14 protein-coding genes are annotated in these 19,874 nt (G+C 55.9%); 9 read left to right on the forward strand and 5 right to left on the reverse strand.

What is annotated here, in order from left to right; translation table 11 throughout:
• Nucleotides 1-49 precede the first annotated feature (49 nt).
• Nucleotides 50-1,057, forward strand: a complete 1,008-nt coding sequence (gene trpS, locus ACSOSI_RS07310) for a tryptophan--tRNA ligase (protein ID WP_476706781.1) — start codon at nucleotides 50-52, stop codon at nucleotides 1,055-1,057.
• 25 nt (nucleotides 1,058-1,082) lie between these two features.
• Here the strand turns inward: trpS and ACSOSI_RS07315 are convergent, their stop codons facing one another.
• Nucleotides 1,083-2,441, reverse strand: coding sequence for an MFS transporter (locus ACSOSI_RS07315; protein WP_026142264.1), 1,359 nt, complete (start codon nucleotides 2,439-2,441; stop codon nucleotides 1,083-1,085).
• Nucleotides 2,442-2,666: 225 nt separating this feature from the next.
• A complete protein-coding gene (locus ACSOSI_RS07320) occupies nucleotides 2,667-3,572 on the reverse strand; it encodes a GntR family transcriptional regulator (RefSeq protein ID WP_012005841.1) in 906 nt (301 codons plus the stop codon).
• 146 nt (nucleotides 3,573-3,718) lie between these two features.
• On the opposite strand from ACSOSI_RS07320, the gene ACSOSI_RS07325 reads away from it, so the two are divergent.
• The 6 genes from ACSOSI_RS07325 to ACSOSI_RS07350 all read left to right on the forward strand — a co-directional run bounded on the left by ACSOSI_RS07325 (nucleotide 3,719) and on the right by ACSOSI_RS07350 (nucleotide 9,211).
• Nucleotides 3,719-4,732 carry a zinc-binding alcohol dehydrogenase family protein gene (locus ACSOSI_RS07325; RefSeq protein WP_017892053.1) on the forward strand — a complete coding sequence of 338 codons (1,014 nt, stop codon included), beginning with the start codon at nucleotides 3,719-3,721 and terminating at the stop codon, nucleotides 4,730-4,732.
• 119 nt (nucleotides 4,733-4,851) lie between these two features.
• Complete coding sequence (phnC, locus tag ACSOSI_RS07330) at nucleotides 4,852-5,685, forward strand: phosphonate ABC transporter ATP-binding protein (RefSeq protein WP_012005843.1); 834 nt, start codon at nucleotides 4,852-4,854, stop codon at nucleotides 5,683-5,685.
• A gap of 189 nt (nucleotides 5,686-5,874) precedes the next feature.
• The gene (gene phnD / locus ACSOSI_RS07335; protein WP_012005844.1) at nucleotides 5,875-6,807 is read left to right on the forward strand and encodes a phosphonate ABC transporter substrate-binding protein; all 933 of its coding nucleotides are present in this window, start codon (nucleotides 5,875-5,877) and stop codon (nucleotides 6,805-6,807) included.
• Nucleotides 6,808-6,883: 76 nt separating this feature from the next.
• On the forward strand, nucleotides 6,884-7,747 hold the full coding sequence (phnE, locus tag ACSOSI_RS07340) for a phosphonate ABC transporter, permease protein PhnE (protein ID WP_012005845.1): 864 nt from the start codon (nucleotides 6,884-6,886) through the stop codon (nucleotides 7,745-7,747).
• Entirely contained in the window at nucleotides 7,744-8,643 is a 900-nt protein-coding gene (gene phnE, locus ACSOSI_RS07345) for a phosphonate ABC transporter, permease protein PhnE (protein ID WP_012005846.1), read from the forward strand. Before phnE (ACSOSI_RS07340) ends, phnE (ACSOSI_RS07345) begins: the two co-directional genes overlap by 4 nt.
• Nucleotides 8,644-8,746: 103 nt before the next feature.
• Nucleotides 8,747-9,211, forward strand: coding sequence for a YehS family protein (locus tag ACSOSI_RS07350; RefSeq protein WP_041418497.1), 465 nt, complete (start codon nucleotides 8,747-8,749; stop codon nucleotides 9,209-9,211).
• 306 nt (nucleotides 9,212-9,517) lie between these two features.
• Here the strand turns inward: ACSOSI_RS07350 and ACSOSI_RS07355 are convergent, their stop codons facing one another.
• The 3 genes from ACSOSI_RS07355 to ACSOSI_RS07365 form a co-directional block, all read right to left on the reverse strand.
• Entirely contained in the window at nucleotides 9,518-11,158 is a 1,641-nt protein-coding gene (locus ACSOSI_RS07355; RefSeq protein ID WP_476707254.1) for a methyl-accepting chemotaxis protein, read from the reverse strand.
• A gap of 502 nt (nucleotides 11,159-11,660) precedes the next feature.
• A complete protein-coding gene (locus tag ACSOSI_RS07360; protein WP_115182979.1) occupies nucleotides 11,661-13,157 on the reverse strand; it encodes a SulP family inorganic anion transporter in 1,497 nt (498 codons plus the stop codon).
• Complete coding sequence (locus ACSOSI_RS07365; RefSeq protein WP_476706782.1) at nucleotides 13,154-13,765, reverse strand: carbonic anhydrase; 612 nt, start codon at nucleotides 13,763-13,765, stop codon at nucleotides 13,154-13,156. Before ACSOSI_RS07365 ends, ACSOSI_RS07360 begins: the two co-directional genes overlap by 4 nt.
• Nucleotides 13,766-14,382: 617 nt before the next feature.
• On the opposite strand from ACSOSI_RS07365, the gene atzF reads away from it, so the two are divergent.
• Both atzF and uca read left to right on the forward strand, forming a co-directional pair.
• Complete coding sequence (gene atzF, locus ACSOSI_RS07370) at nucleotides 14,383-16,212, forward strand: allophanate hydrolase (RefSeq protein WP_476706783.1); 1,830 nt, start codon at nucleotides 14,383-14,385, stop codon at nucleotides 16,210-16,212.
• Nucleotides 16,213-16,214: 2 nt separating this feature from the next.
• The gene (gene uca, locus ACSOSI_RS07375; protein ID WP_476706784.1) at nucleotides 16,215-19,838 is read left to right on the forward strand and encodes an urea carboxylase; all 3,624 of its coding nucleotides are present in this window, start codon (nucleotides 16,215-16,217) and stop codon (nucleotides 19,836-19,838) included.
• Nucleotides 19,839-19,874: the final 36 nt, after the last annotated feature.

The raw sequence follows: 19,874 nt of genomic DNA on the forward strand, positions 1-19,874 counted from the left end.
ATTTTTATTGCGTTGATCCGGTGGTGTATTTACTTTCAGGAGCAAGGCAATGAGCTATACCATTCTGACCGGCGATCGTCCCACCGGCTCCCTGCATTTAGGTCACTACGTCGGGTCACTGCGCCAGCGCGTTGAGCTGCAACAACACCATCAGCAAACGGTGCTGGTGGCGGACCTGCAGGGGCTGACCGATAACGGCAATAATCCGCAAAAAATCAGCACCAACGTGCTTAATCTGGTCGCCGACTATCTGGCGGTCGGTATCTGTCCGCAGAAGACCACGATTTGCCTGCAATCCGCGCTGCCGGCGCTGGCCGAACTGACCATGTATTATCTCAACCTGGTCAGCGTGGCGCGGCTGGAACGCAATCCGACGGTGAAAAGTGAAATCATCGAAAAAGACTTTTCCCGCAGCCTGCCGGCCGGCTTTCTGGTCTACCCGGTTAGCCAGGCGGCGGACATTACTGCCTTTGGCGCCACCCACGTGCCGGTCGGCGACGACCAACTGCCGATGCTGGAGCAAACCAACGAGATTGTGCGGCGTTTCAATCACATTGTCGGCCGACAGGTCTTGACGGAGTGCCAGCCGTTGTTAAGTCACGTCAGCCGTCTGCCGGGGCTGGACGGGCAGGGCAAGATGTCGAAGTCACGCGGTAACACCATCACCCTGGGCGCCGACGCCGATCAGGTGCATAAGGCGGTGATGAGCATGTTTACCGATCCGGGCCACTTGAATATCAACGATCCCGGTCAGGTGGAGGGCAACATGGTGTTCACCTATCTGGATGCTTTCTGCGAGGACGCCGCGCTGGTGGCGGATCTGAAGGCGCACTATCGCCGTGGTGGGTTGGGCGACATGAAAATCAAACGCCTGTTGGAAGATTGCCTGCAAAGCCTGCTGGAGCCGATCCGCACGCGTCGGGCGCAATACCTGGCCGACAAGGGCGAGCTGTTGCGCATTCTGCGTCAGGGTACCCAACGCGCCGACCAGGTCAGTCGGCAAACGCTGGGGCAGGTGAAGGCCGCATTGGGGCTGGATTTCTTTACCCTCAATTGAGTGCCGGCCCTCTGTTGGGTGAGCGTCAGGCGGCGCTGTCAACGATCGGGTGTTTAACCACGAAGATATACGACAGCGCGCCGATGACGGTAAAGCAGGAGCAGAGGGTAAGGGCCAGGCTGAAAGAGTGGGTGGTATCCAGGATCCAACCGGTGACCACTGGCGCGAATGAGGCAAAGATAAAGCTGGCGAAGTTTTGAATGCTGCCGACCGAAGCGGTCATGCGTGAATTCACCGCCACGTGGATCAGGCCCCAGCAGGAGGTCCCCGCAAAGTGAATGCAAAACAGCGCCATGCCGATCAACAATACCGCGCTGTAGGTGGTGGTGGCCTGAGGGACCACGGCAGTAAAGGAAGCGGACAGTAACATACCGGCGACGATGCAAATTTTGCGGCTTTTCAGTGGTGCCATGCCGCGACGTACCAAAAAGTCGGTGACGAAGCCGTTCGACAACATGCCGGCGGCGCCAAACAGGAACGGAATGGCACTCAGCAGTCCGGTGCTTTTCAGATCCAGATGGTAAGTGGTCTGCAGATAACCCGGCAGCCAGGCCAGGTACAGCCAGGCGGTGTAGTTAATGCCGCTGAAGCCAATCATCATGCCCCACATGGTACGGTTCCTGAATAGCGCACGCCACTCGCGAAAGTTCATTGGTTCAGGTCGGGCGCTGACGCTACCGGCATTCAAATAGGCCTGTTCCTGAGCGCTCAGGCTGACGTCCTGTCGGTTGCGGTACAGCATGTACCAGCCGATGGACAGTGCGATACCCAATACGCCGATGGTGATAAACATGCCGCGCCAACCGAAGGCCAGCATCATGGCGGTGAGGATCGGTGGGCTGATCGCCAGCCCGATGGTCGAAGCGGCATTAAAAATACCCATCGGCATGCCGCGATCCTTGATATTGAACCAGTCGTTGATCACCTTTACGCCGCACGGGTTCATGGGGGCTTCGCCAATTCCCAGCCCGATACGTACCCAGATAAATTGGGTAAAGCTGTGGATCATGCCGGACAGCGTCTGGAATACCGACCAGACAAACATGCCGATCCCCAGCATGATGCGTGGACCTTTACGATCCAGCAGCAGGCCGCAGGGCAATTGGGCGATGCCATAGGCCAGGGAGAATGCCGACAGCAACAAGCCGATTTCGGTACCGCTCAGCCCCATTTCTTGCCGGATGGTGGAGTTCGCCACCGAGAGCGAACTGCGGTCAAGAAAGTTGATTATGGCTGCCAAAAATAACAACAACATGGCCGTGGTTTGAATTTTTTTAATTCTGGCCGAACGAACCAGCATTCCCTCCGGCGGCATCGGAATTATGTGATCGGAATAGGGTTCACCCTGTTCCTTCCCGGTATTAATCGTATGACTTCTTTCCATTTCATCCTCCAGAATTTCGCATTAATAATATTTATTATTCCGGGTATTCCCCTGGGTGGTGTCTTAATGAAGGTATTAGCAGGTGGTCGGCAGTAAGCCTAGAGGGCGAAATATTTTAGGCGGTGGGTTTTGTTACGGTTCCGTGCGACAGCCAGTATTTTGCTGCTTTTTATCGGTTTTAAATGACGGTAGGGTGTTTTTTATCGATTAAAAACACCCTGCGGCTCAGGCGATGGTCTGATTGAGTGAGCGGATCATCGACTGTTTGGCGGTATCCAAATGGCGGTGCAGCGCGTTGATGGCTTCCTGATCGTTACGGCAAATAAGCGCGCTGAGAATGGTCATGTGTTCTTCAATGGCAATGATATTACGCTGTTTAAGATCGGTCTCATCCCACTGATAATGGAAGTGGAAAATCACCGAAATGATCTCCAGCGACTGATTGAAAAAAGGGTTATTGGCGGCGGAAAGGATCAGCAGGTGGAAGTCGCGATCCAACTGGGAAAACAGGCGATAATTGTCGCTGATATCTTCCCGTAATTGGCGGTGGCGGCTCAGCAGTTCCCTGGCCTGCAGCCAGCGTGGGTCATGCGCCGGCAGATTGATAAAGTGGGACAGGGCGTGCGTTTCCAGCATCTGGCGCAGCTCGAACAGCTGTTCGGCATAACGCTGGTCAAACTGCTTCATACGCCATTGCCCGCGCTTGCTGCTTTCGATCAGATTGTAACGGCTGAAGTGCAGCAGAAATTCCCGCACCACCACCGGGCTTACATTGACCGCGCGCGCCAGTTGCAGCTCGCTGAAGCTGTCCCCGGCGCGCAGCTGTTTCTGATTAATCATCTGGTAGAACGCTTTTTCGAACCTTTTTCCCTGCTCGTCCAGGGAAGGGCTTTGGCAGTCGAAGCCGTCTTCCGGCTGTGGCTGGCGTAAAATCACATAGTCGTCGCCGACCTTTTCCAGCACGCCGCGTTGGAACAGATGTGTCAGCGTATGACGCACCGTGGTGCGGCTGATATTGTACATTTCGGCCAAAGCGGCCTGGGACGGCAGCGGCGAGCGCAGGTGGTTATTATTGATACCGTCAATCATCTGGTTAACCACATTGTGGCGCAGGTTCTGGGTTCTGCTCATGCGAGCCTCGGATGTTTTTTATCTATTTAAAACCAATTTAAATCGGTTTATTTTGTACTGCTTCACAGATCTCGCTTCCGACTTCATGCCTGGCGGCGCTTTTATTTAATAACTCTTCCCATAAATAAAGGGGAGGTTATAAAAAAATGAAAGTATTAGTTCTCGAGCAACCAACGAAATTAATTTATCAGCAGCGTCCGGCACCTATTCCTGCGCAGGCCGAAGCGGTGATCAAAATGATTACCGTGGGCATTTGCGGCACGGATATTCACGCCTGGTCCGGTCAGCAACCTTTCTTTAGTTACCCGCGGGTCCTGGGCCATGAAATATGCGGCGAAATTGTCAGTCTCGGCAGTCAGACGGCCGGCTGGCAGGTAGGGCAGCGCGTGACGGTGATGCCCTATCTTGCCTGCCATCATTGCGGTGCCTGCCAGAGTGGCAAAACCAACTGCTGCGAGAATATTTCGGTGATTGGCGTACATCAGGACGGCGGCTTTTGCGAGTATCTCAGCGTGCCGGTCAGCAACCTGCTGGCGGTGGACGACGTGGCGCCAGAGGCCGCGGCCCTGATTGAGCCGTTTGCCATCAGCGCTCATGCGGTTCGCCGTGCGGCCATAGCGCCGGACGATCCGTTATTGGTGGTGGGGGCCGGGCCTATCGGCCTGGGCGTGGCGGCGATCGCCAAGGCTGACGGGGCGCAGGTGGTGGTGGTTGATACCAGCGCCGAACGGCGGCGGCATGTCGAGCAGGTGCTGCAACTGCCGACGCTCGATCCGCAGGACGGGCAGTTTGAAGCCCAACTGCGTGGCCAGTTTGGCGGTATGCTGGCGGCGAAAGTGATCGACGCCACCGGCAGCCGACAGGCTATGAACAATGCCGTCAACCTGATCCGTCACGGCGGCAGCATCGTTTTTGTTGGGCTGTTCAAGGGGGATTTGCAATTCTCGGACCCCGAGTTCCATAAAAAAGAAACCACCCTGATGGGCAGTCGCAATGCGACCGAAGAGGATTTCGCCAAGGTCGGCCGTTTGATGGCGGCGGGGGCGATCACCGCCCGGATGATGCTGTCCCACCAGTTCGACTTCGACAGCCTGGCGCAGCATTATGAAGAACAGGTGATCAATAACCAGCAGCTGATTAAAGGCCTTATTCGCTTTTAACCCCGGCGGGAAATGACGGCATTCGTCATTTCCCGGCCATAAAACCATCATCCCGTTGTCACAAAGTTATTCGTTAATAGGTGCCCATAATGATTAGCCACTGAAACCAGAGAAATCATATGGGTCAGGCACAGTTAAAACTAGCAACCACCGACTTTCCAGGGCAACAACCGCTATCATCCCGCAAGGTGTTATCGGTAAAAGGCTTGGGCAAAGCTTATAAATCACAGCAACGAGTGCTGGACGATATCAATTTCGACCTGCACGTTGGCGAATTCGTGGCGGTGATCGGCCGTTCCGGCGCCGGTAAATCTACTCTGCTGCACACCCTGAACGGCACCATTCCTTCGAGCTGCGGCGAGATGCTGCACTTTGAAGATGACGGTGTGGCACAGGACATCGCACAACTGAGCGCCCGCCAAATGCGCCAGTGGCGTGCCCGTTGCGGCATGATCTTCCAGGACTTCTGCCTGGTACCGCGGTTGGACGTGATAACCAACGTGCTGTTGGGCCGTCTGAGCCACACTTCCACCCTGAAATCCTTCTTCAAACTGTTTGATGACGCCGACCGCGCCCGCGCCATCGAACTGTTGCAATGGCTCAATATGCTGCCGCATGCGTTGCAGCGCGCCGAGAACCTGTCCGGTGGTCAGATGCAGCGCGTGGCGATTTGCCGTGCGCTGATGCAAAACCCCAAAATTCTGCTGGCCGATGAGCCGGTGGCATCACTCGATCCGAAAAACACCCGTCGCATTATGGATGCGCTGCAAAAAGTCAGTGAAAACGACATTGCGGTGATGGTGAATCTGCACTCGGTCGAGCTGGTGAAAGAATATTGCACCCGGGTGATTGGTATTGCCCAGGGCAAAATTGTGTTTGACGGTCATCCGTCGCAACTGAACGAACGGATACTGCACCAGCTGTATGGCGAGGAAGCCAATCAAATCCATTGAAACTTTTGACAACGTGGGGAAAAAGCGTGGTTTTTCCCCACGTTGTGGTTATCAGCCGAAAATCAATAAATTGATTTTACTGGTTTTTTTGGTTGGTGAACCCTGATGCTCCAATCATCTGTTGAGGTTAGTTATCAGTCTGATTGAAACCCTTATTTTCACTTTTACCTTTACACACAAGGCAGCGTAATGAAAAAAGTATTGAGTCTGACCACCCTGATGGCCGGCGCGATGATGGTATTTAACGCTACTGCAGCGGACGCACCCAAAGTATTGAATCTGGGTATTCTCGGCGGGCAAAACGCTACCCAGCAAATTGGTGATAACCAATGCGTTAAACAGTTCCTGGACAAGGAACTTGGCGTTGACACCAAGCTGCGTAACTCCTCCGACTATTCCGGCGTCATTCAGGGCCTGTTGGGCGGCAAGATCGACCTGGTGTTGAGCATGTCACCGTCGTCGTTTGCCTCGGTGTACATCAAGGATCCGAAAGCGGTGGATATCGTCGGCATCGCGGTTGATGACGTCGACCAATCCCGTGGTTACCACTCGGTGGTGATCGTTAAAGCCGGTAGTCCATATAAAAAGCTGGAAGACCTGAAAGGCAAGGCCGTGGGCTTCGCCGATCCGGATTCTACTTCCGGCTTCCTGATCCCGAACCAGGAATTCAAGAAACTGTTTGGCGGCACGGTAGACAACAAATACAACAATACTTTCTCCAGCGTGACCTTCTCCGGTGGCCATGAGCAGGACGTCCTCGGCGTACTGAACGGTCAGTTCGAAGGTGCAGTGACCTGGGCGTCGATGATCGGCGACTACAACACCGGTTATACCAGCGGCGCGTTCACCCGCATGATCCGTATGGATCACCCGGACCTGATGAAGCAGATCCGCATTATCTGGCAGTCGCCGCTGATCCCGAACGGTCCAATCCTGGTGAGCAACGCGCTGCCGGCAGAGTTTAAAGCCAAAGTCGTCACCGCGATCAAGAAGCTGGATAAGGACGATCACCAGTGCTTTATCAAAGCGATGGGCGGCAAACAGCATATCGGCGAGACCACCCTGGCGGAATACCAGAACATCATCGATATGAAGCGTGAGCTGACCAAAGGCGACCGTTAATCATCGGATTACGTCCTGATCGATCCAAAGGGGTTCAGCGTGCTGAACCCCTTGTTCCATAAGATGGAAATCTATTTTGAATAAAGATTTTGCGCACTATTACCAGCAGGTCCGCAGCAAACAAAAGCGTGAGACGCTGATCTGGTCGCTCGGTCTGGTGGCGCTCTACCTGGGCGCCGGCAATATCGCCGAGTTCAACCTGCACACCGTGTGGCTGTCGATCCCTCATTTCTTTGATTATCTGGCAGAAACCATCCCGACATTACACTGGCGCTTACTGTTCGCTGACGGGCACACCGAGGGGTCATTGGCCTACTGGGGTTACCGGCTGAACATTCAACTGCCGCTGATCTGGGAAACGCTGCAACTGGCGCTGGCGGCGACCCTTCTTTCGGTGCTGGTGGCGGGCGTTCTGGCGTTTCTGGCGGCCAACAACACCCACAGCCCGGCAACGTTGCGCATGGCGATCCGCACGCTGGTAGCCTTTTTACGCACCATGCCGGAGCTGGCGTGGGCGGTGATGTTCGTGATGGCTTTCGGTATCGGGGCCATTCCGGGCTTTCTGGCATTGGCGCTGCACACCATTGGCAGCCTGACCAAACTGTTTTATGAGTCGATTGAAACCGCCTCCAACAAGCCGGTGCGCGGGCTGACGGCCTGCGGAGCGACACCGTTACAGCGCATGCGTTTTGGCATGTGGCCACAGGTGAAACCGGTGTTTCTTTCGTACAGTTTTATGCGCCTGGAAATCAACTTCCGCCAGTCGACCATTCTGGGGTTGGTGGGGGCGGGCGGTATTGGTCAGGAGCTGATGACCAATATCAAGCTCGATCGCTACGATCAGGTCAGCATGACGTTGCTGCTGATTATCCTGGTAGTTTCGCTGCTGGATTACACCTCAGGTGAATTGCGCAAACGCGTCGTGGAGGGGAAAAAATGATAACGGCACCCACTATTTCGACGGAAAAGCTGCAAACGCTCAAACAGCAGCACCCGGAGATCTTCTCACAGCAACGCCGCTACCTGCGCACCATCGGCATTGTGGCAGCGGCTATCGCACTGTATTACCTGTTCTTCTTCCAGTTCTTTGGCATAGCCTGGCCGCAGTTTATTAACGGCTGTCATCAGCTTGGCCGTTATTTCATGCGTATGTTTGTTTGGCATGATTTCGTTAACTGGCCGTTTATGTACTATTTCCAGCAGATATTTATCACCATCGGCATCGTGTTTGCCGGCACCATTACCGCTTCGTTGATTGCCTTGCCGCTGTCGTTCTTTGCCGCACGCAACGTGATGTCGACGCCGTTGTTGAGGCCGATTTCGGTGCTGGTGCGCCGTTTGCTGGATATCCTGCGCGGTATCGACATGGCCATTTGGGGGCTGATTTTCGTTCGTGCCGTCGGCATGGGGCCGTTGGCCGGGGTATTGGCTATTGTCATGCAGGACGTCGGGCTACTCGGCAAACTCTATGCCGAAGGGCATGAAGCGGTGGATAAATCCCCGAGCCGCGGCCTGACGGCGGTCGGTGCCAACGGCCTGCAAAAGCACCGTTACGGTATCTTTACCCAGTCGTTCCCCACTTTTCTGGCGCTCAGCCTGTACCAGATTGAATCCAACACCCGTTCTGCGGCGGTGCTGGGCTTTGTCGGTGCCGGCGGTATCGGCCTGGTGTATGCGGAGAACATGCGGCTGTGGAACTGGGACGTGGTGATGTTTATCACCCTGATCCTGGTGGTGGTGGTGATGATAATGGATAAAGTGTCATCCATCCTGCGCAATAAATACATTATTGGCGAAGACATCCCGCTGTATCAGCAAAAAAGCCAAATCGATTGAGAAACCCCGCTCTGATCCCTATACTGCCGCACATATTCAAGGCGTAGCAGTATAGGGTATTACAATGTGCGCGCCTTCCGGTTTACAAGCTAAAGGCAATTCTATGATCAACAATGACGTGCTGCGCAGCGTGCGCTACATGCTGGGTATCAACGACGCGAAAATGGTTGAGATTATCAAGCTGGATAATTTCGACGTTGCGGTCTCGGCAATGAGCACTTACGTCATCAAGGAAGGCGAGCCGGGGTTCGAAAACTGCCCTGACGAAGTGATGGCGCACTTCCTGAACGGTCTGGTGTTCTTCAAACGTGGCAAGGACGACAAGTTCCCGGCGCCGGAAGTGGAACTGCCAATCACCAACAATCTGGTGTTGAAAAAACTGCGTGTGGCCTTCGAGTTGAAAGACACCGACATGCACCAGATCTTCACCGCCGTGGAATTCCGTATTTCCAAGCCGGAACTGAGCGCGCTGTTCCGCAAAGAAGGCACCAAAAACTTCCGTCCTTGTGGCGATCAGATGCTGCGCTATTTCCTCAAAGGGTTAGCGCAACGCCTGCGCGGCGCATAAGTCACGCCGCTCTTTATGGCACCGGCTTTCCAACGCCAACATTCTGTTGGCGTTAGTCTGATGACAAACACCCGAAAAACGTGGTTTTCGGATGTTTGGGGTAAATCAGAAGACATAATCCTTTGTTTTTATTAGCCCCCAAATCAAGACTTTTAAGCGCAAAGAACTTTGTCAGCAATCTGACGCCAACATTCTGTTGGCGTTGCTCTACCAGCGACGTTAACCCATCAGTGCCGTTAGGCGGGGCAGGTAAACGAAACCTGCACGGTGCCAACAAATCAAACTCAAATCTTATCTATTAGCGCCTCAAAAACGGCTCCAATTCTCACCGTTATCATCAGCAACCACTTTCGGTGCGGCTATCGCCTGTGGCTGAACGTGGGCCCCGGCGGACGCGTGTGTGGCGAGTTTGAAAAGGGAGACGGTTTGATTCAAGTGATTGGCCTGATCTTCCAGCGCACTGGCGGCGGAAGCCGATTGTTCGACCAGCGCGGCGTTCTGCTGGGTCACCTTATCCATTTCGTTAACTGCCTGCGCAATTTGTGCAATTCCACGGCTCTGCTCTTCAGAAGCACTTGAGATTTCTTGCATGGTTTCCGTTACCTGACCGATGGCGGTAACAATTTCCGTCATGGCTCCGCTCACGTTTTCCACCAGATCGTTGCCCTGATCGACACGCTGCACCGATGTATCAATCAGCGTTTTAATCTCTTTGGCCGCCTGAGCGCTGCGCTGAGCAAGGTTACGCACTTCGCCGGCGACAACGGCAAAGCCGCGGCCTTGTTCACCAGCGCGAGCTGCTTCCACCGCGGCATTCAGTGCCAAAATATTGGTTTGGAAGGCGATGCCGTCGATGACGCTGGTGATATCACCAATTTTGCGTGAGCTATCGGCGATATCGCTCATGGTGACGACCATTTTGCGCGTGATCTCACCGCCGTTGATTGCACTCTGCGAAGCGCGTTTCACCAATGAGGTGGCAGCAGCGGCGCTGTCTGCGTTGTTTTTCACCGTAGCAGAGAGTTGCTCCATGCTGGCCGCCGTTTCTTCCAGCGAACTCGCCTGTTCTTCTGTGCGGCTTGAAAGGTCATTGTTACCTGCTGCAATTTCCTGCACGCCGGTATAAATGTTTTGCGTTCCTGCCCGGACGGTGCAGACGGTATTAGCCAGCTCATTACGCATATTGACGAGACCGTTAATCAGTCGGCCTATTTCGTTATTTCCACCGGCATTAATTTCAATATCCAAATTCCTGTTCGAAATTTCGGCCTGATAGTCGATAATCTGGTTTATCTTGTTCAGCACATATTTTCTGATCCACACCAGAACCGCACCGGTCAGCAGAATAAAGATGAAAATGAACGCGAGCGATAAAGGCACCATTTGGCGATAGCTGGTCTGCGCCGCAGCGGCTGCTGGAGTAATAATATCGTTGGCAACGTAGGCCGAAGTATCATCAAGCGCAGACATAAAATATGTTGACGAGCTATTGTGCATAATTGACTGGAAACGGGGGATATCGCCATCTTCCAGGCTGACAATTAATTGAAGCAGATCGCCGCGCGCTTTTTCATACAGATTTTTGACGTTCTTGGTGCGCTCGTTTTCACTCTGCTCAGACAGCGACAGTCGATAAAATTTTTCCATCAGTTTATCCACCTCTGCGAGGCGCTGACGAAGTTCACCAAGGGACTTTTTGGTATCGTTACTTTGTGGCTGCGTGGTGAACATCAGTGCGTCTTTAAGCACTTCTTCGCGGAGTTCGGTAACGGAAGCGTAGGCATTATCCATTGCCATGATTTGATTAAAGCCGGAGGATATTTGTGTAAGGCGGTTATTGGTACCGGAGGCATCCAGAATGCTCCACGCGCCGGAGAATATCTGAATAATACAGAACAGGGTTAAAATCCCCATTAATCCGTGGGAGATTTTTAATCGTTCAAACATAGTGCAACCTGAAATTTCAATGAGATGCCAGTGCGGCAAATAGCATTTTTTTGCCGCGAGAAGTGCTGTTTGTTTTCGGCAGGCTGCGCTAAAACTTTAGCGATTAATTTTTGTTTGATTCTGATGTCGATATTATCGGTGTTTTTAACTTCACGTTTTTAATTTAAACACAAATATAACATGTTCTGGTTCCTGTGTTACAAAGGTCATTGATAACGTAACAGTGATCCTTGTGCTAAAGAGAATGTATTTTCCCGTTGCTATTTTATGCCGCCTGTTATCAGAGTGTGATGCTCGGTGAGCGTAAATTTAAGGACGGTTGGTTATACCGTTGCGGAAATATCATCTCAGTTTAAAAGAAAATGACTGATTATGTCGCCCAAACCAAGCCGTTTAATCAATGGGATCTGCGTTCCAAACTGTATTTTATCGAACAGACCAGTTCAGTCGTATTGCCGATTTCGGGTTATGGCGCCGGGTTTATCCCCGGCGCCGTTTTAGCTTAGATATTGCGTACCAGAATGTTGCTCGGTGGATGCAGACTGATGTTGATCTGTTTATCCGCCGCCGTTTGACGATAATCGTTGAGCATCGCGCGGATATCGTCGTCCAGATAATTAATCCCCTCGCAATCGATAATCACCGTGCTGTTGTGCTCAATCTGCCCCAGCAAATGCTTCAACCGCATCTTATTGAGGAAGGTCAGATTTTGCTGGCACTGCAGCAGGTAATGGTCGTCGTAGCGGGTCAGGCGCAGGGCGTGACGATTACTTTGATACAGGCTCCACAGCAGCTGCGCGACCAGGCCGATGGCTATACCCGCCAGCATGCCAAACGCCAGAATACCGCCGAGGGTGGCGGCAAAGGGGACGAACTGTTGCAGTCCCTGACGCCACAGAGTGATAAAAATACGCGGGTGCGCCAGCTTAAAACCGGTGTAGATCAGGATTGCAGCCAGACTGGCTAATGGAATGCTGTTGAGCAGTTCGGCAAACAGCAAGGCGCTGAGCAACAACAGCACGCCATGCAGCAGAATAGATACCCGGCTGCGCGCACCGGCCTGCACGTTGGCAGAGCTACGCACAATGACGGCGGTAATCGGCAGGCCGCCCAGCAGCCCGCTAATGCAGTTCCCCACCCCCTGCGCGCGCAATTCTTTATCGGGCGACGGTTCCGGCATCATCGGCGCCATCTTTTTCAACGCTTCCTGGCTCAGCAGGGTTTCCAGACTGGCAACAATCGCCAGAGTTATGGCTACCAGATAGACCGCCGGGTTACGCCATGCCTGCCAGTTGGGCAGTGAAAATTGCCCTTGCAGCGCTTCGACGCTGTCGACCGCCGGTAATTCAATTCGTGGCAGCGTGCCGATGGCGGGCCAAATCTTCTGGCCCAGCCAGACAAACAGACAACCCCACAGCACCGCGACCAGCGGGCCAGGCAATGCCGTCAGTCGCAGGCGCTGTTTGAGCGATGACTTCCCCCAAAAAACAATCAGTAGCAGTGCACCCAGCGTAAGCATGACCGCCGCTGGGGCAATATCCCCACGTAGTTGCTCGGTGGAGGGGGTTTCACTCAGACCATGCCCGGACGGATAACCCATTGCCAGCGGCAACTGTTGCAGGATCAGTAAAATGCCGATGGCGGCCAACATGCCGTGGATCACGGCTCCGGGGATCAGTGCTGCCAGTTTGCCGCCGCGCAGCAGGCCGAAAGCCAGTTGCAGTATACCGGCCAATAGCAGGGCGAATAAGAAGGTGGAAAAGTCGCCCAGCGTCAACATGGCACCGGTGACAATGGTCACCAGTCCGGCGGCCGGGCCGCTGACCGAAAAGGGGGAAGGGCTGAGCAGGGTGACGACAATACCGCCGATCACTCCGGTCAATAGGCCCACGAACGGCGGTACGCCGCTGGCTTGTGCAATGCCCAGACTGAGCGGTAGGGCGACCAGAAACACCACCAGCCCGGCGGGCAGGTCAAAACGCAGATCGGCACGATTCATGTCATCCTCCCGGCAGCGTTGCGCTGTTCCAGTACGTTTAAAAATCCGGTATGCATGTCGTAAATACAACCGACCAGCGTCAACCCGGCATTGTGTCGCCAGGCGCGTTGTATTAACTGGGTTTTGCTGAGGGTATTGAGCTGGAGCTGTACGTTGGCGTGGGCTGCTTTATTCAGGTCGTCGTCATGGGTATCGGTCTCAGCCGGCAAATGTGGCACCAGTTTGGTACGCAGCGAATTGAGACGGCGTGTGAGTGAGTCCTTACTGGGGGTGTTACGGCTGCTCAGGGCCGCCTGGATCCCACCGCAACCGTAATGCCCGCAAATCACGATGGCCCCAACCTCCAGATGTTCGACCGCGTATTGCACCACGCTCATCAAATTATCATCCTGCTCCTCGACCACGTTGGCGATATTGCGGTGTACAAACAGCTCGCCGGGTTGTGCACGCACAATAGTTTCGGCGGGAACCCGGCTGTCGGAGCAGCCAATCCACAGAATGTGCGGTTTCTGCGCCAGTGCCAACTGCGGGAAGAAATTGGGATCGCGGGATTGTTGCTGAGTTGCCCAACTGCGGTTTTTTACCAGCAGATGATTAATCGTTGTCATGAAAGCTCCTTGGGTCAGGGGATTTGGCAGCGAGAAAGTTCGGCGCTGACGTGCAGGCCGTCGCCACTAGCAAAAAACTCCTGTCCAAGGTTAGTCCAATCACTTTGCCAATGATAAGCAGTGTTTGTGTAAAGTTTTCTATATTAAGGTGGCCGGGTTGATGGTAATGCCTTTTAATTCCATTATGCTATAAATATATAACCGCTATTTATTGGTTTTTAATTTTGCATTATTGATTTTTATTGGTGTTTAATTATTGTTTTTGGTGAGTGATTCAATTCATTATCCTTTTGTGTTTTTGTGTGAATAATCAGACAATCACATTGTTTAGTAACTAAATAATTTATTATATCCACAGGCTAATGATTTCTGATTAATCGTAAATGGGTATTCCATTATACGCATAGAGTTTAGGGTTAATTAATGAGATCCATTTTGGCATATCGCCATAATGCTATTTAGTGCACCTTTTTTGTTCGCCATTTGCCCACGGTTGGTGCAGGTTTTTGCCGTTTTGCTATAAGTTTTTCTTATATTTTATTGAAATCAGCCGATTAAAAATTGGCACGCCGGTTGCTCTATGAATCCCATCTTGTGTACCAGATGGAATTTTGCCAATGACTCAGTCCGTTAGCCTACGCGGTTTCACCCTCAGCGAATGGCAGCATCATTATCATACCCACCCGGCCGGCGAGCGCATGGGCTGCGTGCGTACCACGCTGGTTGCCTTGCTGGCCAATTTGCCAGCGGATGACAATGCCTGGCTGTACCTTGCCAGCGCTGAACAACTGGAGGGGCAGTACCAACAACTGGCCCAACGGCTTGAAGCCGTCGCCGGGGACATCAGCCGCCTGCCGCTGTTTGGTGTGCCTTTTGCGGTCAAAGACAATATCGATGTCGGCGGTTGGCCGACTACCGCCGCCTGCCCGGAGTTTGCCTATCAGGCGACGGCAGATGCAGCCGTCGTCGCCAATTTGCGCGCCGCCGGTGCGCTGGTGATCGGTAAAACCAATCTCGATCAGTTCGCTACCGGCCTGGTCGGCACCCGTTCGCCGCACGGCGCGGTGGTGAACAGTTTCGACAGTCGCTATGTCAGCGGCGGCTCCAGCTCCGGCTCGGCCTCGGTGGTGGCGCGCGGCCTGACGCCGTTCTCATTGGGAACCGATACCGCAGGTTCAGGGCGCGTCCCGGCCGGATTCAACAATATTGTCGGCCTGAAACCGACCAAGGGCTGGCTGTCGAACCGTGGCGTGGTACCCGCCTGTCGGCTCAATGACACGGTGTCGGTATTCGCCCTGACGGTGGCAGACGCTGCGCTGGTGGCCGAACTGGCCGGCGGCTATGACGCAGCCGATGCCTATTCCCGCATCAATCCCCATACCGCCCCGGCGAGTCTTCCCGCGGCCCCCCGCTTTGCAGTACCGGCGCAGCTCGAGTTTTTCGGCGATACCCAGGCCGAGCAGGCATTTCAACGGGCGCTGGAGCAGTTGCAAAGCTGCGGCGTAACGCTGGAAACCCTCGATTTTACCCCGTTCCGCGTTCTGGCAGATCAGCTCTATTACGGCCCCTGGGTGGCGGAACGCACCGTGGCGGTAGAGAAGATATTGAGTACCAATCCACAGGCGATTAATCCGGTGGTGCGCGGCATCGTCAATAACGGCCTGAAGTACAGCGCCTGTGACGCCTACAAAGCGGAATATCTGCGTGCCGAGCTGGCGCGGCAGATTGAACAACGGCTGGCTCCCTTCGACGCACTGGTGGTGCCGACCTCACCGACCATTCGCACACTGGCGGAAATGGAGCAGGAGCCGGTGTTGTTCAACTCGCAGTTTGGCACCTACACCAATTTCACCAACCTGGCCGATCTGAGCGCGCTGGCACTGCCTGCGCCGATGCGCGACGACGGCCTGCCTGCCGGTATCACGTTGGTTGCTCCGGCCTGGCACGATCGGGCGCTGGCGGCCTTCGGTCTGCGCTGGCAACAGGCTCAGGCTCTGCCGTTGGGCGCGACCGGCCGCGCGCTACCGCCGCTGAATTCTCTGACGCCGTCGGCTCAGCACGTGCAGGTAGCGGTAGTCGGCGCTCACCTCAGCGGGATGCCGCTGAATTTCCAGCTCACTCAGCGTGCCGCGATTTTGCTGGAGCAAACCACCACCGCACCCTGCTACCGGCTGTACGCGCTGGCCAATACTCAGCCGCCAAAACCGGGGCTGGTCAAAACCGAGCAGGGTGCCGCAATCCGCGTGGAACTGTGGGAAATCCCGTTGGCGCGTTTTGGCGAATTGGTGGCGGAGATCCCGGCGCCGCTGGGTATCGGCACGCTGTTACTGGCGGATGGTCGCCGGGTGAAAGGCTTTATCTGCGAACCCTGGGCGCTGCAGGGGGCCACGGATATCACTGAATTTGGCGGCTGGCGCAATTATGTCGCCAGCCTGAAGGGGGCTTGATCATGTTTTCTACCGTACTGATTGCCAACCGTGGCGAAATTGCCTGCCGCGCCATCCGCACCCTGAAACGCCTGGGAGTGACCAGCGTGGCGGTTTATTCCGACGCCGACCGCAATGCACCGCACGTCACCGCAGCCGATTTGGCGGTGTCGCTGGGCGGTGAAAAACCCAGCGACAGTTACCTGTGTATCGACAAGATCCTGGCGGCGGCGGCAGAAACCGGCGCGCAGGCGATCTACCCCGGCTACGGGTTCCTTTCCGAGAGCGCTGAGTTTGCCGACGCCTGCGAAGCGGCGGGCATCGCTTTTATCGGCCCGACGGCGGCACAAATTCGCGAGTTCGGCCTGAAACACCGGGCGCGTGAGCTGGCGGCGCTGGCGCAGGTGCCGATGACGCCGGGCACTGGCCTGCTGGACAGCGTTGAGCAGGCGGTCAACGCCGCCAGACAGATTGGCTATCCGGTGATGCTGAAAAGCACTGCCGGCGGTGGCGGCATTGGCCTGACGCGCTGCGATGACGAAGCCGCCCTGCGTGAAGCCTACGACAGCGTGAAACGGCTGGGTGAGCAGTTCTTCCGCGATTCAGGGGCCTTTATCGAGCGCTTTGTCGATCAGGCCCGTCATGTCGAAGTGCAGATCTTTGGTGATGGTCAGGGCTGGGTGGTGGCCCTCGGCGAACGCGACTGCTCATTGCAGCGCCGCAACCAGAAAGTGGTGGAAGAGACCCCGGCACCGAACCTGCCGACGGCCACCCGTCAGGCGCTGCATCAGGCGGCAGTGGCACTGGGGGCGTCGGTTAATTATCGCAGTGCCGGTACCGTGGAGTTTATCTACGACGGCGCGCGCGACGAGTTTTATTTCCTCGAAGTGAACACCCGTCTGCAGGTTGAGCATCCGGTGACTGAAAGTGTGACCGGGCTGGACCTGATCGAATGCATGCTGCAGGTGGCGGCGGGGGATGCGCTGGACTGGGCGGCGCTGCAACGCCCACCGCAGGGGGCATCGATTGAGGTGCGTATCTATGCCGAAGATCCGCTGAAAAACTTCCAGCCCAGCCCGGGCGTACTGACCGAGGTGCATTTCCCTGATGGGGTACGGGTGGACGGTTGGGTCGCCACCGGCAGTGAAGTGTCGGCATTTTACGACCCGATGATCGCCAAGTTGATTGTTCACGGCGAGGATCGCCAACAGGCGCTGGAGAAAATGCGCCTGGCGCTGGATGCCACCCGGCTGCACGGCATCGCGACGAATCTGGATTACCTGCGGCAGGTGATTGCCACTGCGGAGTTCCAGACCGGTAGCGTGTGGACCCGCATGCTGGACAGTTTCCGCTTCCAGCCCAGCAGTATTGAAGTGCTGCAACCGGGCACTTACAGCAGCGTGCAGGATTATCCCGGCCGCGTCGGCTATTGGGATATTGGCGTGCCGCCGTCCGGGCCGATGGACGACTTTGCTTTCCGGCTGGCCAACCGCATTGTCGGCAATCATCCCAGCGCCGCCGGACTGGAGTTTACCCTGCAGGGGCCAACCCTGCGTTTTCATTGCGACGCCACTGTTGCGCTGACCGGTGCGGACTGCCCGGCAGATTTGGATGGCGAAGCGCTAAATTACTGGCAGCCGGTGGCGGTTCGGGCCGGGCAGGTACTGACGATGGGCCGCGCCCGGCACGGATGCCGCACCTATCTGGCGGTGCGCAATGGTTTCGATGTCCCTGTCTATCTGGGCAGCCGTTCGACCTTTGCCCTGGGACAGTTTGGCGGTCACGCCGGACGGACCCTGCGGGTGGCGGATATGCTGGCGGTGTCGCAACCGGCATTGGCCGCGACCACCACGCCGGCACCGATTGCCGCGCCGCAGGCGATGGATGAAAGCCTGATCCCAGAGTATGGCAATCTGTGGAACATCGGCGTGCTGTATGGGCCGCACGGCGCACCGGACTTCTTTACCCCAGAGTCGATCGACAGTTTCTTCGCCACCGAATGGCAGGTGCATTACAACTCCAACCGGCTGGGCGTGCGCCTGTCCGGGCCAAAACCGGAGTGGGCGCGGCAGGACGGCGGCGAGGCCGGGCTGCATCCGTCCAACGTACACGACTGCGAATACGCCATCGGTGCCATTAACTTCACCGGCGACTTCCCGGTGATCCTCACCCGTGACGGCCCGAGCCTCGGTGGTTTCGTCTGCCCGGTGACCATCGCCAGGGCCGAGCTGTGGAAAGTCGGCCAGGTGAAACCAGGCGATCGCATTCGCTTCCATCCGATTGGTTTCAAACAGGCGCAATCGCTGGAACAGGCGCAGCTTGGCAGTATCGAAGCGCTGGCGGCGGTGAAGGCCATCACCTTGCCGGCACCGGATCTGACGCCGGGTGCCACGGTTTCTGCCGCTATCCTGGCGGCACTGCCGGCGACCGACAGCCGCCCGGCAGTGGTCTATCGCCAGGCCGGTGACGGCTACATTTTACTGGAATATGGCGACAACGTGCTCAGTCTGGCGCTGCGACTACGCATTCATCTGCTGATGCAGTCGCTCAAGCAGGACGCGATCCCCGGCGTCGAGGAGCTGGCACCCGGCGTGCGATCGCTGCAGATCCGCTATGACAGCCGCGTTCTGGGCCAGGCCGATTTATTGGCGCGCTTGCTGGCACGCGAACAGGCATTGGGCGATGTCAGCCAACTGAAGGTGCCGACGCGCACGGTTTATCTGCCAATGGCGTTTGAAGACTCTGCCACTCTGGGGGCGGTGGAACGCTATCAACAGACGGTGCGTTCGTCCGCGCCCTGGCTGCCAAACAACGTCGATTTTATTCAACGTATCAACGGGCTCAGCACGCGTGAGCAGGTGCGCGACATCATTTTTGATGCCAGTTACCTGATCCTCGGGCTGGGCGATGTTTACCTCGGCGCACCCTGCGCAGTACCGATTGACCCGCGTCACCGGCTACTCAGTTCCAAATATAACCCGGCCCGCACCCATACCGCCGAAGGCACGGTCGGTATCGGCGGCATGTACATGTGCATCTATGGCATGGACTCACCGGGGGGCTACCAGTTGGTCGGCCGCACGCTGCCGATCTGGAACAAATTCCTCAAGAATCCGCAGTTCAGCGCCGGTGAGCCCTGGCTGCTGCACTTCTTTGATCAGGTGCGTTTCTATCCGGTCAGCGAACAGGAGCTGGATGAGCAGCGCGAGGCGTTCCGCGAAGGGCGCGCGCAGGTCCGTATTGAGAACAGCGAGTTTGATTTTGCCGAATACAGCCGTTTCCTGGCGGACAACGCCGAAGATATCAGTGCCTTCCAGCAGCGCCAACAGCAGGCGTTCAGCCATGAAGTGACGCGCTGGCAGGAAGAGGAGGGCGAAGCCGAGGCCCAGTTGCTGCCGCCACAGGATGATGAAGAAGAGGTTGATGGTTATCTGGTCAGCGCCGACCTGAACGGCAGCGTGTGGAAGATCCTGGTGACGCCAGGGCAGCAGGTCGAAGCCGGCCAGCCACTGATCGTGGTTGAGGCAATGAAAATGGAGCTGGCGGTCACCGCGCCGCGCGCCGGGATCATCAAACGCATCAGTTGTCAGCAGGGGCGGCCGGTCGGGCCGGGCGACGCCCTGCTGTGGCTGGAGCACGCCAGTTAACCCTGTTTAATCGTCGGGGCGCGGCAGGCTGCGCCC

Source organism: Serratia sp. AR11, from assembly GCF_056376275.1.